We start from the raw sequence: 15,431 nt of genomic DNA on the forward strand, positions 1-15,431 counted from the left end.
ACCGAAAAAGCGCGCTAGAGACTGCCACCTAGCCGCCCGCAAACGGTATAATGCCGGCCAACAATGAGCAGCGGCGGCGATTACTCTTTTAGCTATCGGCCGGCAGCGCTGTAACATAACCCCAAAATTCAACACCTTGCAGAAACAGGTTGCCCTATGCCCGCCAAGAAAAAAAGCCTCGACCTAGAAACGTCACTTTCTGAGCTTGAGTCAATTGTCGCGCAAATGGAAACCGGCGAGCTAACACTTGAGCAGTCACTAGCCGCGTTTGAGCAAGGCATTAAGCTCACCCGCGACTGTCAAACACGCTTGCAGCAGGCTGAGCAACAAGTGCAGATGTTGATTGAGCAAAATGGCGAGCCGACCCTAACCGACTTTGATGCGCAAGAGCACGGCAAGGCTTAATGACTGATTTTACCGAGTACGCCAGCGCTTTTCGGGCGCGCATCGATACCGCGCTGAATCAGGTCATACCCGATACCCCCGCCAGCCAGCTGGCCGAGGCCATGCGCTACAGCTTAGCCGGCGGCGGCAAGCGTATTCGTCCGCTGCTACTGTTTGCCAGTTATCGCGCGATTGCCGGCACCACAGAGCACCCGGCGCTGGAGACCGCGGCCTGTGCGGTCGAAGCGATACACGCTTACAGCCTAATTCACGACGACCTGCCCGCCATGGACGACGACGCCCTGCGCCGCGGCCGTCCCACCTGCCACCTTGCCTTTGACGAGGCACTGGCCATATTGGCCGGCGACGCCCTGCAAAGCCTGGCATTTGAGTTGCTGGCCGACTCGCCCGCCTTGGCCGATGGCACCCGGATTCAGCTTATTCGCCACTTAAGCCGCGCCGCTGGCATGCACGGCATGGTGGTCGGGCAGGCGATTGATTTGGCCGCCGTCGATACCGAGCTGGACATCACCCAATTAGAGCATATGCACCGCTGCAAAACCGGGGCATTAATCGATGCCAGCGTCGCCATGGGCGCGCTGATTGGCAGTGCAGACAGCCAACAGCTTAAGGCTCTGGCGCGTTACAGCCGCTCGCTGGGGCTGGCTTTTCAGGTACACGATGACATCCTGGACGTGACCGCCGACACCGCCACCCTCGGCAAACAGCAAGGCGCCGATATCGCCCGCAATAAGCCCACATATGTTTCACTGCTGGGCTTAACGGCCGCGCGGGCCCGGGCCCAAGAGCTTTACCAAGAGGCGCTGACGGCACTGACAGAGCTAGCGGGCGATACTGAGCCGCTGCAGCGCATTGCCCAATACGTGGTCGAGCGACGTCATTAACGATGCACTAGCCAGTGTGTCGTTAACTACCTACAATGGCGGGTTTCCGCAAACGATAAATAACGTCCATGCTTAATGAGATTCCGACACAGCGCCCCGATACCCCGCTGCTCGACACCATCGAGTCGCCGGCGGATCTGCGCGAGCTAAAAGAAAAGCAGCTCGCCACCGTGGCCGAAGAGCTGCGGGCGTTTTTACTCTACAGCGTGGGCCAAACCGGCGGCCACTTTGGCGCGGGGCTCGGCGTGGTCGAGCTGACCATTGCACTGCACTATATTTATCAGACCCCAGACGACCGCTTGGTCTGGGACGTAGGCCACCAAACCTACCCTCACAAGATCTTAACCGGGCGCCGTGAGCGATTACTCACTATGCGCCAGGCCGAGGGCTTATCGGGCTTCCCCAAGCGTGAAGAGAGCGAGTACGACACCTTTGGGGTAGGCCACTCCAGCACCTCGATCAGCGCCGCATTGGGCATGGCACTGGCCGGTGGCGAGCGCAAATGCGCGGCCATAATCGGCGATGGCGCCATGACCGCCGGCATGGCATTTGAAGCGCTCAACCATGTGGCCCACACCGATGCCGACTTGCTGGTAATTCTTAACGACAACAATATGTCGATCTCGCCCAACGTTGGAGGGCTGGCCACTTACCTCTCCAAAATTTGGGGCAGCAAGTTCTACAATTCTCTGCGCGAGGGCAGCAAGCAAGTCTTAACCAAAATACCCGCCGCGTGGGAGTTTGCCAAACGCACCGAAGAGCACTTTAAAGGGTTTGTATCGCCCGGCACCCTATTTGAGGAGATGGGCTTTAATTACGTCGGCCCCATCGACGGTCACGACCTGCCCTCGCTGGTGCGTTATTTAGGTAATTTACGCAGCGTAAAAGGCCCTAAACTGCTGCACATCATCACCCAAAAAGGCAAAGGCTTTGAACCCGCCGAGCAAGACCCGGTGGGCTACCACGCGCTAAACAAATTAGAACCGGCACCGAAAAAACCAGTCGCTAACCGCCCTAAGTTTCAGGCCGTATTCGGCCAGTGGCTGTGCGATATGGCCGCCCTTGAGCCGCGCCTAAACGCCATCACCCCCGCCATGTGCGAGGGCTCTGGCATGGTCGAATTTGCCCGCGAGTACCCCGAGCGATTTTTTGATGTCGCCATCGCCGAGCAGCACGCGGTAACACTGGCCGCCGGTATGGCCTGCGAAGGCTTAAAACCCGTGGTCGCTATTTACTCGACCTTTTTACAGCGCGCCTACGATCAGCTGATTCACGATGTAGCTCTGCAAAATTTAGACGTGACCTTTGCCATCGACCGCGCCGGCTTAGTTGGCGAAGACGGCGCGACCCACGCCGGCAGCTTTGATATCAGTTATTTGCGCTGCATCCCCAACATGGTGATTGCCGCCCCCAGCGACGAAAACGAATGCCGCCAGTTGCTCTACACCTGCTTTACCCACAAAGGGCCAAGCGCAGTGCGCTACCCGCGCGGCACCGGTACTGGCGCGGCCATTGTACCGGCCATGAATGCTCTGCCCATCGGCAAGGGTCTGGTTAAGCGCGAGGGCAGCGACGTTGCCATTTTGTGCTTTGGCACTCTGTGTAAAACCGCCCGTCAGGTAGCCGAAAACGTAGGCGCCACCCTGTGCGATATGCGCTTTGTTAAGCCGCTGGATACCGCACTGATCGACGATATGGCCACGCGCCATCGGTTGCTCGTCACTCTGGAAGAGAACGCCATCGCCGGTGGCGCGGGCTCGGCCGTGGCCGAGCACCTAGCCGCCAGCGGGCAAATCGTACCGCTGCTGCAACTGGGGCTCGCCGATGTGTTTGTCAATCACGCCAACCAAACCGACCAGCTGGCCGGGCAAGGCCTAGATGCGCCGGGCATTGAGCGCGCCATCAACACTCGCCTAGCACAACTGCCCGAACCGGCCACCGGCCGCCTGGCCCCGTAAACACTCCCGAGCTGACGATAGATTCATTGCTCCCACGGGACAAAACGAGTATCCTAATTAATAATTACTCGCATTATCAACACAAGAAATATTCCGCGCTATGACATCCAGCTCAACTTCGACCGACAGCGGCGCCAGCGCCCAGATCAAAAGCACCCGCTCACTTGACCAGTGCCGCAAAGGGGAAACCTTGCGCATTACTGAGTTACTCGCGCAGCCCGCCTTTGGCGAGCACGACGAGGAGGTGACCTTGCGGTTAAAAGAGCTTGGCTTTTTACCCGGCGTTACCATGATGGTGTTGGGTTACGGATTCTTAGGGCGCGACCCTCTGGCGGTAAAAATAGCCGGCACCAAGTTTGCGCTGCGCCGCACCGAGGCCAGTAAAATAGCCGTCGCGACCGCGGAGGCCCAAGCATGAGCACTCAAGCTTTGCGCTTTGCCCTGGTGGGCAACCCCAACTGCGGTAAAACATCCATTTTTAACCGCTTAACCGGCGCCCGCGCCAAAGTGGCCAACTACCCAGGGGTAACGGTAGAGCGTCGCACCGGGCCGGTGTCGGGCACATCAACTCCCGCCAACTTAGTCGACCTGCCGGGCACCTACAGTTTGCACGTATCGTCGCTGGACGAGAAAGTCGCGCGGGATATTATTCTGGGTCAAATGGCCGGCGAGGCACCACCGGATGTATTAATTGCGGTGGTCGATGCCACCAATTTGCGCCTGGGCCTACGCTTAGTTTTAGAGCTAGAAAAGCTCGGCCGCCCGATGATTCTGGCTCTTAACCAAGCTGACGCCGCCGAGCGGCGCGGCATTAAGATCGACACCGAAGGCCTGGCCGAAGCTATAGGCATCCCGGTGGTCGAGACAGTGGCCATTCGCCGCCACGGCCTTAAAGCCTTGCGCGAGGCAATCGATCAGGCATCCACCCGCTACCAAGGCACTCAAGCCGAAGTTATCAGCGATGCCGGGGCCAGCCGCAAAGAATCGGTAGAGTCGCTCTACCAGCGTATCGAGCAAATCACCGCCGCCCACGTCATAGCTCCGCCCGATAAAATCACCTGGCAAGACAAGCTCGACCGTTTTGTCATGCACCCTATTGCCGGTCTTATCGCCCTGTTTATGGTGCTATTGCTGATATTCCAGGCGGTATTTGCCTGGGCCGCGCCGATTATGGATTTAATCGACGGCAGCTTTGGCACGCTCAGTGAGTGGGTTGCCGCCACGCTCCCCGATGGCATTCTTAAAGATTTCCTCGCCGACGGCTTAATCGCCGGGGTGGGCGGCGTCTTAGTCTTTTTGCCGCAAATTATTATTCTGTTCTTTTTTATTCTGCTGCTCGAAGACTCGGGTTATTTAACCCGCGCGGCGTTTTTGCTCGATCGCCCCATGCGTGGCGTCGGCTTATCGGGCCGCTCGTTTATCCCGCTGCTATCAAGCTTTGCCTGCGCCGTGCCCGGCATTATGGCCACCCGCACCGTGCCCGACCCGCGCGAGCGTATTATCGCCATTATGGTGGCGCCGCTCATGACCTGCTCGGCGCGCCTACCCGTATACACGCTGATTATCGCCGCGTTTATTCCCGACCAAAAAGTCTGGGGCATTTTTAATCTGCAAGGGCTCACGCTGTTCGCGCTTTATATTGCCGGTATTGTCAGTGCCGCACTGGCCGCCTGGCTGCTGCGCTTGCGCCACACCCGCGAAGAGTTTCCCCTGCTGCTAGAGCTGCCGGCCTTCCGCTGGCCCTCGCCCTACCACCTGCTGATTGGTTTGCGCGAGCGTACCTGGGTATTTTTGCGCCGCGTCGGTACGATTATTCTCGCCCTGTCGATTGTGCTGTGGGCGTTATCGAGCTTCCCGGCGCCACCCGCTGATGCCACTGGTGCGGCCATCGAGTACAGCTTTGCCGGCCAACTGGGCCGCTTAATGCAACCGTTATTTGAGCCCATGGGCTTTACCTGGCAAATGTGTATTGCCTTAATCCCCGCCATGGCCGCGCGCGAGGTAGCCATCAGCGCGCTGGCGACCGTTTACGCGGTGGGCGGCGAAACCTTTGAGCAGGCGCTGGGTCAAACCCTGGGCCAGAGCTGGGGCTTACCGGTTGCCCTGGCGTACTTGGCGTGGTTTGTCTACGCACCCCAGTGCTTGGCCACCATCGCTGTAGTGCGCCGCGAGACTAACTCGCGCTCGGCCACAGCCTTTTTTACCTTTTACTTATTTGCTCTAGCTTACGTCGCAGCCGTTATTACCTATCAAGTATCGAGCTGGTTGTTAAGCTAAGAGCCAAAGGCAAAGTAGCTCACGCGACAACAACGGGAGAAACACTATGTGGCAAGAATTGATCGTCGCCGTCTGTGTTGCATTAGCCGCCATTGCGGTGGTGCGCCGCATGCTGCCCGGCCGACGCTCCGGCTGTGCCAGCGGTTGTAGTGGCTGCGGCTCGCAAAGCGCGTGCTCAACGCCCCCCGCAGGCCACGCCGACAGCAAGATCGAGGCGCACGCAATTGAGGTGCAACCCAGCAGTGGCAGCTGACCCCAAAACCCACGCCGGCCTCGGCGAAGCCCGTACATCGTCAGCGCACACGCGCTGGCAGCTCGACCTCTGTTTATCCCCTGTATTTTTCACCGGCCGGGCCTTAAAAGGCGCACGGGCGAACACTCGATGCTGGCACTCAGCCAAAGATAAAGATATGTAAGCAATCGCCTTAACGGCTGTGGATATCATTGCTTTGTCTCAGCTAATTATCTATCTTTGCCCCTCTGAGCCAAAAACAAGCACGCCTATCTGGCGATACAACAAGTAAACATCAAAGCGACCGATATGCGTCAATAGCAATGCCCTCCAACCATCACGGCATAATGCCGTAAGCTAATAAGTACACCCCAATGGAGCAACTGCATGAAAATACTACTGGCCACCCTCGCGGCCTGCTTGCTTGCCGGCTGCGGCAGTCATATGGATCAAACACCTGCCAGCAATAACACCAGCGAGCAGCTGTCGTTGATTCCCTACCCCGAATCAGTGATGCGCATGCCGGGCACATTAGTGCTCAACAAAGTCGTGCATGTCGAAACAGCCGACGGCACAGAAACATCGGCCCTCGCCCTCAAGCGCTTGCTAAACACACTGGATATTACCCGCGACACATCGGCCAGTACGCAAATTCAACTGTACCTAGTCGATGAGCCAGCCCTTGGGGATGAAGGCTACCGCCTGGACGTCGATCAGCAGATTATCTTAAGCGCCAATACCGACACGGGTTTGTTTTACGCGGTGCAAACGCTTAGCCAGTTACTGCCAAGCCAGGTACAGGCGAACTACGAGCTGCCCAACCTCAGCATCACCGACAGCCCGGCCTTTAGCTGGCGCGGTAATATGCTGGATGTAGCCCGCAGCTTTTTGCCGGTGGCGTACGTCAAAGCGCATATCGACCGTATGGCGCGCTTTAAACTTAACCGCTTGCACTTACATTTAAGTGACGACCAAGGGTGGCGCGTCGAGATTGCAGGCTACCCCAAGCTCACCGAGATTGGCGGCGCCAGCGCCGTAAAAGGTGGCCGCAGCGGCTTTTATACCCAAGCCGAGATTCGCGAGCTTGTCAGTTACGGCCAGGCGCGCAACGTGACGCTCGTGCCCGAGATCGACTTGCCCGGCCATACGCAAGCGGCTATCGCCTCATACAATGAGCTTGCCTGCGACGACGTCACCAACCTTGCCCCTTACAACGGGTTGGAGGTTGGCTTTAGCAAACTGTGCTTAACCGATCCGGACACCATTTACCCGTTTGTCCAAGACGTACTGAGCGAGATCGTCAAACTGTTTCCATCGGAATACATCCACATTGGTGGCGATGAAATTAAAGACCCGCTTTACCCAGAGTTTATCGCCCGTGCAACCCGTATGGTGAGCGATTTAGGCCGCACCGCGATCGCGTGGGAGGAAGGCTCGGTGGCCGACAACGACCCCGATGTGCTGTTGCAATTATGGAATGACCAATACGATATTCAGCCCGCGCTGGATCGCGGTCACCAGTTGATTTTATCGCCCTGCTCCTACAGCTACTTTGACCACGGTAATTATCAAGGCCAGCCCGACACCTATGACTGGTGCCGCAAAGAGGGCGTACCGCTAGCGCGTGCCTATCAGTTAAACCCGCAAGACTTTGAGCAAGTGATGGGGGTAGAGTCGGCCATGTGGTCCGAGCTGGTTCACAGCGACAACGCGGCCGACAATCGTTTGTGGCCGCGCGTGGCCGTCACCGCCGAGCTCGGCTGGAGCCGTGAAGATGACCGCAACTACCAAGAGTTTTTAGCGCGCCTTAATGCCTTGCGCCCCATGCTTGATGCCATGGGTATCGAGTACTACCGCGAGCCGCAGTTAGGCTGGTAAACCGCTGGGATTATCCGGCGCTATAAAAAGCGCCGGATGTCTCGCACACAGGCGGGGTGCTTGCGCTCTAACCACATTACCGTCGCCGCTAACGTATCGTCGGCCTGCACCGGGCCGTACTGTTCACACAAAGCCACATATAGCTGGTTTACCACTCGCCGGATCTCGGGTGCATTGCACACCACCGAAAACGTTCTGTCGCTACCTTCCGAATCAAACCACATGCGCAAACGCGCTTTAAGCGTAGGGTTGAGGGGCATATCATTCAGGCGCAGTAAAAAACTAAGACGTAGCGTTACAAATTCATCCGCTGGCATTACCATCTCTAACGCCGTTAAAAAATGCGCAAACACTTTATCCAACCGCTCGGGGTAAACCCCGGGCTCGGGCCGTGCCACCGGCTTAAAGCTGGTATGTTGTGCCGTTGGATTAGGCAGCAATCCAACCGGGTTTTGGCTCAGACTTAACAGCGTACGGATCACATCTTTGCGCTTACCGGCGATCGCCGGGTGTTCACCCAGCTTGCCCACAAACTCATTCAGGGCATACACCGGCTTTGCGGCGTAATTCGCCTCCCATAGGTTAAGCGCCTGCATTAATGGCTCGCCACTTAGGTAATCCGCCAACGCCGTAAACACAATCCGGCGCTTAAGGGTTTGCTCCGCCTCAGCACTCATGGCTCTATCACCTCAAGGGTGCGGCTGTTATAAGCTTTGTTGCTACCAAACTCCGGGTAGCCAATTTCGCCGTGCTCGGTAATATCTAAACCGCGCTGCTCGTGCTGGGCATCTGCCCGCAACGGAGAAACGGCATTAATAACCCCGTAAATTATTAGCGCCCCGACAAACGCCCAGACAAAACACACCAACACCCCGGTCAGCTGCACCACCACTAACTCAACCGAAAACAGATCGCCGCGATAAAATAAACCCGCCGCCAAAGTCCCCCACGCGCCGGCAAAACCGTGCACCGGAATCGCACCGACCACATCATCCACTTTTAAACGCAGCAGCAAACGCGAGCCCAACACCACCACAATACCCGCCACAAAACCGGTGATAATCGCGTACAGCGGGTCCATCGTTGCACAGCCGGCGGTAATGCCCACCAATCCACCCAGGCTGCCGTTTACCACGTGCTCCACCCGGACTTTTACCCCCGTTAAGCGACACGCTAGCAACGCCCCCGCCGCGCCAGCACAAGCCGATAAGTGGGTGTTTAAATTAATCAAACCAATGGCCACATCGGCCGCCAAAGTACTGCCACCGTTAAAACCAAACCAGCCCAACCACAAAATAAAGCCGCCCATGGCAACGTAGCTGGAGTTGTGGCCGGCAATACGGCGCGGCTTGCCATCGGCATCAAACCGGCCTATTCGCGGACCGACGACTAACGCCCCCGCCAGCGCCACCCAGGCGCCTAATGAATGCACCACCGTAGAACCGGCAAAATCGATAAAACCCAATTGCGCCAACCAACCACTACCATGGTAAGCGCTGCCCCACACCCAACTGCCGAACACCGGGTAGAGCACTCCCATAATAAAACACGCGGCAATCAGGTAACCGCCAAAGCGGGTGCGCTCGGCCATGGTGCCACTGGCAATGGTCGCCGTCGTGGCGGCAAACATGGTCTGAAACAGCACGAAGGTCCAATCCCACTGCGCATTAGGGTTTAGCCAAAAATGATCGGTGCCCCAAAAGCCCGTGGGGTTGGTGCCAAACATTAAGCCAAACCCCACCAAACAAAACACCAGCGAGCCCAGACAAACGTCAGCGTAGTTTTTCATAATAACGTTAATGGCATTTTTGCTACGGGCCATGCCGCTCTCAAGCAACGCAAAGCCTGCCTGCATAAAAAACACCAACGCCGCCGCAAGCGCTATCCAGACGGTATCAATGCTTTGCGTAGCCTCTGGCGCCGCAACACTCGGGGAGGCCCACAAGAGCATCGGGGTAACAACAACAGCACACTTAATAACAGTCGGCGGTATAGTACGACGGATCATCGGCATAGCATCGGGTCTTATGTCAGCAGGAAACAACAGCGCGGGCCAATGCATCAGGCGCCACACCTCTGTGCCTGCAAAACGCACGATATATGCCAATTAGTTAAAGCGACAAAAGCCTTTTTATAACAGCAAGTTACAAATAAGTCATAAATCCCACAGCCACAGGATGCTATCGTCTTGGGCAGTGTTACTATGCGGGTGCATGGATACGCACCAGAAATTAGCAGGCCAAACGCCAGCGGTCGACACGGACTACCGCTTTAAGTGAAAATACACAGGCAAGTAACACTTGCCACCTAAAGGATAAACCCACCTGCGCCAAACCGCCGGGTTTCACATAATGAGGGTTATTATGGATTACTACTTACAAGCATTTCGCCAGTACGCCGACTTTTCCGGCCGCTGGACTCGCACCCAGTACTGGATGTTCGTACTGGTTAACCTTCTTATTCTTCTCGGTATCGCCGTTATCGAGAACTTAATTCGCACCGCCCTTATCAGTTCGATTTACGGTCTGGTGCTATTAATTCCCGGCATTTCAGCGGGCGTGCGCCGTTTACGGGATGCGGGTTTCTCACCTTGGTGGTTATTACTCGCGTTTATTCCGGTAATAGGTACTATTGCTCTAATCGTATTGCTGGCGCAACCGACCAAAACAGCCTCAGCAGAATAATTAATGACCGCGGCGCCGAGCGCCGTGGTTATCTCTTACAGCGATTATGCGATGAGGCACACTCATGTCTGAGTTTAGAAAAACTCTCGAATTAAAATCGTTTCTTGGATTACTGATCATCGTATCCATCGCGTTTTTATGTATTTTACAGCCCTTTTTTGGCCCGGTATTTTGGGCCTGCGCGCTGGCGATTATTTTTTACCCGGCGCAAACTCGTTTTTTAAGCGGACTCAAACACCGGCCTAACATTCGCTCGCTTATTACGTTGCTGTTTTGCCTGATCATTGTGATTATCCCGGTTATCTTCTTGGTCACTTCGGTCATCGCTCAAGCCGCAGCACTGTATCAACAAATCGACTCCGGCGAGCTAGACCCCGGAAAAAAGATCGAGCAGTTTCAGGGCAGCTTTCCTATCGTCAAAGATACCTTAGAGCGCTTTGGCGTAAACTTTAACGACTTAAAAAAACAAGCCGTCGATTTTGCTATGAACAGCGGCAAATTTATTGCGCAATACACCTTTAACATTGGTCAAAACGCCTTTAAATTTGTGATCGGCTTTTGCTTAATGCTTTACCTCACCTTCTTTTTATTGCGCGATGGCAGCAATTTATTAGAGCTAATGATTCGGGCGCTGCCCATGGGCGACACTCGCGAGCGCCTGCTGTTTGCTAAATTTGCCGAGGTAACTCGCGCCACCGTCAAAGGCAATTTGGTGGTCGCTATCGTACAGGGCGCACTGGGTGGGTTTATCTTCTGGGCACTGGGGATTCCGGCGGCTTTACTCTGGGCTGTGGTCATGGCGTTTTTATCGCTCCTGCCCGCGGTGGGCGCCGCTATTATCTGGGCACCGGTTGCGGCTTACTTATTGGCCGTGGGCAGCTATGTGGATGGCATTATTCTTATCGCTTTTGGTGCTGGTGTCATCGGCTTAGTCGACAACTTATTGCGCCCTATTCTGGTCGGCCGCGACACCAAGCTGCCGGACTACTTAGTACTGCTATCCACTTTAGGCGGCATGGCATTATTTGGCATTAACGGTTTTGTCATCGGGCCGTTAATCGCCGCGCTGTTTATTGCCTTTTGGGGTATTTTTATGCGCGAGATCAATGTCGAGCATCCAATGGACGACAGCTCGCCCGACACCCTAAACGAGACTCTGGATACCGACTCGGCCTTAATCGAGACACCCGAGCAATAAAGCCCTGCCTACTACCGAGTCATCGGGGCGCGTTTACCGCGAGCCCCGATTTAGGTGATCCCCACTCGCGCCGCGTCAACAATATCCAGCAACCTTGCCAGGTAGGCATCTTTAGGCCGAAAGCTACCGCTGGTGCGCTGCTTTAAATCGCGCTCTAAGCTATCGAGCATGCGGTTAAGACGACGTTGGTGAATCCCGCAAAAGCCTTGTAACGGGTCGGAGATAAGCCCCGAGAAACAAGCAAATATCGCCATCAACACCATCACCGCCGCGGTTGAAAATACAATCAAACCTGCATCGGGGCTAATCGGAAACAGTGCGTAGTACCAACCTCCCACGGTAGGGCCCAAAATAAAATCCCACGCCGCCCAGCGGTTGGCCACGATACCGGCCAACGTCATGCCAATGGCAATACCGCCGGGGGTAAATTTTTGCAGAGTAAAAGCGCCGGCAATAGTGGCCAGCAACGTATTGCTTATGTCGGCTGTCGCAGTCCGCGTTAGCGCGTACTGCGATAGCGCATCGCTCAAGCTTTGCTCTAAATGCCGTTCGTTTTCAGCCCCGGTTATTGCGCCAGACGCCGGCATTAATGATTCGTGCTCGATGATCGCCGCCACAATGCACTCGCGCAAACGGTTTTGATCTGTCGTGCGCAGCAGTAATTCACTCGTGGCGCACTGCATTAAATAGCGCTGCATAGTCGTCTGCATACCACTGGGAACACGCCGCAACAGCCGCGCTAAGCGGCCCATATTAAGCGCAGCGACACCCCACGCTACCCCTTGCAGCGCAAGGTAAAAAGGCACCCACAATAAGTTACACGGCGCCCGCAACATATCCCACCCCAACGCCCGACGATTAGTCTGCCAGGCGCCGGGGTAGTGAAAGTGCCGCGTCACAAAAGCGGGAACACGCCTGCGGCATTCGTTAAAGTAACGTTCAATACCACGCTCAATGGCCGCCACTAACGCGGCTTGATCCGCTGTGTCGGCAGCGGGCTTTACCGTCATGGGGCGGCAGGGTTCTCTGGCGAGTGGCGAGTGTGTTGCTCGCGGTACGCCTCAAGGGCCGAGTACAACCAATCGCGCGATAGGATTTCGGTACCGTCGGCCAAAATAATCGTATAGGGCTTACGGGTGATAGAGCTTTTGCTGGCCAAATTATCGATAAAGTCATCGGCAGTTTTTGCATAGCGCCCCGCGCGCCGATACTTCATTGCCAAATGGTCGGCGGCCTCTTGCGCATTGTGCTTGCTGCCATTGCGAACAAACACCGCGCCGCTATTGGCGACAAAATCGATTAAATAAGCCACTTCGCGCTCGTCGTTTGTGTCGGCATGGGCGCTCAGCGCTAGCGCAAACAAAACAATTAAGCTAATCCAACGCGCGTTAATCTTGCACCGCATGCGACGCCTCCTTAGGCTCGGTAATCATCAAGGATACCAACAGTGGGTTATGGTCAGAGCTTTCGTATACCGGCACCTGCGCGGCACTAATGTGGACGCCGCGCAGCCATACGTAATCCAGCGCCATACCAAAGGTTAAGGTCCGGTTATCCTCCGGAAACTCCGTGGCCGTTAAACCGAGTGGCTCGAGCAAATCCGTTAGTATGTCGCGGCGCGAATCACTCCAGCTGTTTAAATCGCCCGCAAAAATAATCGGCCCATCGTGCTCCAGCATCAGTGCCACCGCACTGCTAAGCTGCTCGCGGTAGGCTTGCGTGCCCAAGGTAAAGTTAATGGCGTGTAGATTAATTGCCAACAAACGCTCACCATTTTGCAGTACGTACTCCACCACGTTGGTCGCTTTTGGGGTGTTTAGCCAGGGCTCATCATGGCTAAACTGGCAGTGCACCGCCGCCGGCCAGCGGCTTAAGGTCATTACCCCCGATTGCATATCACCGGAGTGATAACCCGGTGCAAAACGCCAGTAGGGCTTTAGCGCCTCCAACCTTTCATCTTCCAATGCCTCTTGCAACAAAACGATATCCACATCCTGACTTAACGTGGTTAAGTCTTGCAGTAGATGGGCGTTCTGCGCTTTATAAATATTCCAGCTTAAAATCGAGAAAGTACTGGGTACTTGATACGCCGCGCCATAGGTTTGCGCGCGGCTGGCGCGCAGCTTGGTCTGACAGGCCTCGGCGGTGCTCGCGGTATCCGTCAGTTCAGTATCGCCATCGCTAGCACCGGTTTTTGCCCAGACAACGAGTGACAACAAACCGATACCCATCGCCAGCAATGCCTTGCGCCAGAGGGGAAACCTTGGCCGTAATCTAACCTCGGGGACGGGCTTGTCCCGCGTAGAGGGTTTTGCCAAATAAGCCATAAAAGCGTGAGTCCTAAGCGGTAATAACCGGGTTGGCGTTCAACCTACACAATAAAGTGTAACCGTAAATAATAGTGGGGCGCACCGCACAATCACAATGTCGCAGGTTTGGGCATTAAGTTACGGCGAAAGATCTGAATAGCAAGCGGTGCAGGCCGCATTTATATGACAAGTTCTTGGCGCGCGAGTTCCGCCGCAAAGCTCAGGCTGGGCCTGCAGGCGGCGTTATAAACGCTCGCGTTTTTGCTGGGCTTTTTGCGCTTTGCGGGTAAGACCTAAAGTGTCGTAAATATCCACGGCCAACTTATAAAACAATGGCTCGTCCGGGTGCTTTTTAATCGCGCTTTCAATTCGCTGCGCGGCTTGTTGGTACTCGGCGTTGCGGTAATATTTAGAGGCCAAACGATACTGATAATAAGGGTTGCTTTCGCGGTGCTGGTAAGCCAACGCATCGAGCTTAGCCGCCAGCGCCAACTCGCCCTCCTGCCGGTAGTACTGGCTTAGGTTTTGAATTGCGGTTAAATCTTGCGGGTTGCGTACCAGCGCCTCAACGTACAGGGCTTCGGCCAAATCATTCAGGCCCTGCTGGCGATACAAAGTCGCCAGGTTATTCCACAAAAAACTTTGGCTACTATCCAGCGCCAAAGCCTGCTTTAAATTAAAAAATCGATTGGCGAGCGTGCCGCCTTGCGCATCCAACGGCGCAATAGCGAGGTTGTTATAAAACTGACTTTTAGCGCTGCGATCACTAATAACATGCTGCGGGTAATAAGCGCGATAATTACGCATATCCAGGTCGATTACCAGGGTATCGATGCTGTGGCGCAAGTTCACTTTGGCATTAACGTGCCGCATAAACTGCAGGCGATCGCCAACCCGCCCCCACGTGGGCGGTATCGCGACATCGTTAATACGCGCATCCAGGCCAACATGACGCGCCATCGCCACAAACAACAGCGAAAAACTCAGGCAATTGGCCCGGCGCTGCCGGTAGGTCTCGGCGGGGGTAAAAGTCGCCGCGCTTTCATACAAAACACCGCGACCACCACCCGACTCGGGCAGCAGCAAAGCATTGTGCAGGGCCCGCACTTTATCGGCATCACGCCGTTGGCCGCTCACCGCTTGCTCGGCAAACTCTGCCATTTCAGGAGTTAACGAAAGCAGCTCATCCGGGGCAATACGTGGTGTGGGCGTCTGATGCAAAATATCCAGCGCCGCGCCGGATAACGCGCGCTCAACTAATGCTTTATCGGGCGCCGGCACAATGTGAGTCACCGCTGTACTGGTGCAGGCCGACACGCCGCTCAGCAAAAGGCACGCGAGGACAACCTTTAACAAGCCTATTGAAGCTATCTGGTACATGGCCAGCGCTCCTTTTATGTGATTGTTAACCTCTTCAGTATACGCCTGCCACGGGCTTTCGCCAGTACTGGCAAGCCAATTGCGCACCGCCTTGGTGCGCTACGGCAATAGCTAGATCCCCACCCAACCCGAGCCTTTATCGCCCCAAAGGCAGTGCAACAAAAACAAAACATCGCAGCACCTGAAGCACGCGGCCCACTATGGCACAATAGTACTCTAGGCCCAG

General features: G+C 55.6%; 15 protein-coding genes. 9 read left to right on the top strand and 6 right to left on the bottom strand.

What is annotated here, in order from left to right; all coding sequences use genetic code 11:
- Positions 1-156: 156 nt before the first annotated feature.
- The 7 genes from ACGHAD_RS15325 to ACGHAD_RS15355 all read left to right on the top strand — a co-directional run bounded on the left by ACGHAD_RS15325 (position 157) and on the right by ACGHAD_RS15355 (position 7,634).
- Positions 157-405 (top strand): exodeoxyribonuclease VII small subunit, encoded by a 249-nt coding sequence (locus ACGHAD_RS15325; RefSeq protein WP_339617919.1) that lies wholly within the window; start codon positions 157-159, stop codon positions 403-405.
- A complete protein-coding gene (locus ACGHAD_RS15330; protein WP_382414949.1) occupies positions 405-1,289 on the top strand; it encodes a polyprenyl synthetase family protein in 885 nt (294 codons plus the stop codon). Before ACGHAD_RS15325 ends, ACGHAD_RS15330 begins: the two co-directional genes overlap by 1 nt.
- A gap of 68 nt (positions 1,290-1,357) precedes the next feature.
- Positions 1,358-3,247 (top strand): 1-deoxy-D-xylulose-5-phosphate synthase, encoded by a 1,890-nt coding sequence (dxs, locus tag ACGHAD_RS15335; protein WP_382414951.1) that lies wholly within the window; start codon positions 1,358-1,360, stop codon positions 3,245-3,247.
- A gap of 100 nt (positions 3,248-3,347) precedes the next feature.
- On the top strand, positions 3,348-3,665 hold the full coding sequence (locus ACGHAD_RS15340) for a FeoA family protein (RefSeq protein WP_339617922.1): 318 nt from the start codon (positions 3,348-3,350) through the stop codon (positions 3,663-3,665).
- On the top strand, positions 3,662-5,524 hold the full coding sequence (locus tag ACGHAD_RS15345) for a ferrous iron transporter B (RefSeq protein ID WP_382414953.1): 1,863 nt from the start codon (positions 3,662-3,664) through the stop codon (positions 5,522-5,524). Before ACGHAD_RS15340 ends, ACGHAD_RS15345 begins: the two co-directional genes overlap by 4 nt.
- Positions 5,525-5,570: 46 nt before the next feature.
- The gene (locus ACGHAD_RS15350) at positions 5,571-5,777 is read left to right on the top strand and encodes a FeoB-associated Cys-rich membrane protein (RefSeq protein ID WP_339617924.1); all 207 of its coding nucleotides are present in this window, start codon (positions 5,571-5,573) and stop codon (positions 5,775-5,777) included.
- A 366-nt stretch (positions 5,778-6,143) separates the two neighbouring features.
- On the top strand, positions 6,144-7,634 hold the full coding sequence (locus ACGHAD_RS15355) for a beta-N-acetylhexosaminidase (protein ID WP_382414955.1): 1,491 nt from the start codon (positions 6,144-6,146) through the stop codon (positions 7,632-7,634).
- Between the two features lie 20 nt (positions 7,635-7,654).
- Here ACGHAD_RS15355 and ACGHAD_RS15360 read toward each other — a convergent pair whose 3' ends face one another.
- Positions 7,655-8,311 (bottom strand): hypothetical protein, encoded by a 657-nt coding sequence (locus tag ACGHAD_RS15360; protein ID WP_382414957.1) that lies wholly within the window; start codon positions 8,309-8,311, stop codon positions 7,655-7,657.
- Positions 8,308-9,696 carry an ammonium transporter gene (locus ACGHAD_RS15365; protein WP_382414959.1) on the bottom strand — a complete coding sequence of 463 codons (1,389 nt, stop codon included), beginning with the start codon at positions 9,694-9,696 and terminating at the stop codon, positions 8,308-8,310. The genes ACGHAD_RS15360 and ACGHAD_RS15365 overlap by 4 nt, the downstream gene beginning before the upstream one ends.
- A 301-nt stretch (positions 9,697-9,997) precedes the next feature.
- Here ACGHAD_RS15365 and ACGHAD_RS15370 point away from each other — a divergent pair, with 301 nt between their 5' ends.
- Together ACGHAD_RS15370 and ACGHAD_RS15375 are read left to right on the top strand one after the other, a co-directional pair.
- Complete coding sequence (locus tag ACGHAD_RS15370) at positions 9,998-10,318, top strand: DUF805 domain-containing protein (protein ID WP_339617928.1); 321 nt, start codon at positions 9,998-10,000, stop codon at positions 10,316-10,318.
- A gap of 64 nt (positions 10,319-10,382) precedes the next feature.
- Positions 10,383-11,516 (top strand): AI-2E family transporter, encoded by a 1,134-nt coding sequence (locus ACGHAD_RS15375; RefSeq protein ID WP_382414961.1) that lies wholly within the window; start codon positions 10,383-10,385, stop codon positions 11,514-11,516.
- 50 nt (positions 11,517-11,566) lie between these two features.
- Here the strand turns inward: ACGHAD_RS15375 and ACGHAD_RS15380 are convergent, their stop codons facing one another.
- From ACGHAD_RS15380 to ACGHAD_RS15395, 4 genes are all read right to left on the bottom strand, one after another.
- On the bottom strand, positions 11,567-12,526 hold the full coding sequence (locus tag ACGHAD_RS15380; protein WP_382414963.1) for a DUF6635 family protein: 960 nt from the start codon (positions 12,524-12,526) through the stop codon (positions 11,567-11,569).
- Positions 12,523-12,921, bottom strand: a complete 399-nt coding sequence (locus tag ACGHAD_RS15385; RefSeq protein ID WP_382414965.1) for a DUF5329 family protein — start codon at positions 12,919-12,921, stop codon at positions 12,523-12,525. The genes ACGHAD_RS15380 and ACGHAD_RS15385 overlap by 4 nt, the downstream gene beginning before the upstream one ends.
- The gene (locus ACGHAD_RS15390) at positions 12,905-13,843 is read right to left on the bottom strand and encodes an endonuclease/exonuclease/phosphatase family protein (RefSeq protein ID WP_339617932.1); all 939 of its coding nucleotides are present in this window, start codon (positions 13,841-13,843) and stop codon (positions 12,905-12,907) included. Before ACGHAD_RS15390 ends, ACGHAD_RS15385 begins: the two co-directional genes overlap by 17 nt.
- Positions 13,844-14,068: 225 nt before the next feature.
- Positions 14,069-15,205 (bottom strand): transglutaminase domain-containing protein, encoded by a 1,137-nt coding sequence (locus ACGHAD_RS15395; protein ID WP_382414967.1) that lies wholly within the window; start codon positions 15,203-15,205, stop codon positions 14,069-14,071.
- Positions 15,206-15,431: the final 226 nt, after the last annotated feature.

The organism is Gilvimarinus japonicus (assembly GCF_042847215.1).
Taxonomy (GTDB): Bacteria; Pseudomonadota; Gammaproteobacteria; order Pseudomonadales; family Cellvibrionaceae; genus Gilvimarinus; species Gilvimarinus japonicus.

Coding starts and splice junctions, on each gene's coding strand:
- ACGHAD_RS15325 (WP_339617919.1), top strand. CDS start 157: ATGCCCGCCAAGAAAAAAAGCCTCGACCTAGAAACGTCACTTTCTGAG.
- ACGHAD_RS15330 (WP_382414949.1), top strand. CDS start 405: ATGACTGATTTTACCGAGTACGCCAGCGCTTTTCGGGCGCGCATCGAT.
- dxs (WP_382414951.1), top strand. CDS start 1,358: ATGCTTAATGAGATTCCGACACAGCGCCCCGATACCCCGCTGCTCGAC.
- ACGHAD_RS15340 (WP_339617922.1), top strand. CDS start 3,348: ATGACATCCAGCTCAACTTCGACCGACAGCGGCGCCAGCGCCCAGATC.
- ACGHAD_RS15345 (WP_382414953.1), top strand. CDS start 3,662: ATGAGCACTCAAGCTTTGCGCTTTGCCCTGGTGGGCAACCCCAACTGC.
- ACGHAD_RS15350 (WP_339617924.1), top strand. CDS start 5,571: ATGTGGCAAGAATTGATCGTCGCCGTCTGTGTTGCATTAGCCGCCATT.
- ACGHAD_RS15355 (WP_382414955.1), top strand. CDS start 6,144: ATGAAAATACTACTGGCCACCCTCGCGGCCTGCTTGCTTGCCGGCTGC.
- ACGHAD_RS15360 (WP_382414957.1), bottom strand. CDS start 8,311: ATGAGTGCTGAGGCGGAGCAAACCCTTAAGCGCCGGATTGTGTTTACG.
- ACGHAD_RS15365 (WP_382414959.1), bottom strand. CDS start 9,696: ATGCATTGGCCCGCGCTGTTGTTTCCTGCTGACATAAGACCCGATGCT.
- ACGHAD_RS15370 (WP_339617928.1), top strand. CDS start 9,998: ATGGATTACTACTTACAAGCATTTCGCCAGTACGCCGACTTTTCCGGC.
- ACGHAD_RS15375 (WP_382414961.1), top strand. CDS start 10,383: ATGTCTGAGTTTAGAAAAACTCTCGAATTAAAATCGTTTCTTGGATTA.
- ACGHAD_RS15380 (WP_382414963.1), bottom strand. CDS start 12,526: ATGACGGTAAAGCCCGCTGCCGACACAGCGGATCAAGCCGCGTTAGTG.
- ACGHAD_RS15385 (WP_382414965.1), bottom strand. CDS start 12,921: ATGCGGTGCAAGATTAACGCGCGTTGGATTAGCTTAATTGTTTTGTTT.
- ACGHAD_RS15390 (WP_339617932.1), bottom strand. CDS start 13,843: ATGGCTTATTTGGCAAAACCCTCTACGCGGGACAAGCCCGTCCCCGAG.
- ACGHAD_RS15395 (WP_382414967.1), bottom strand. CDS start 15,205: ATGTACCAGATAGCTTCAATAGGCTTGTTAAAGGTTGTCCTCGCGTGC.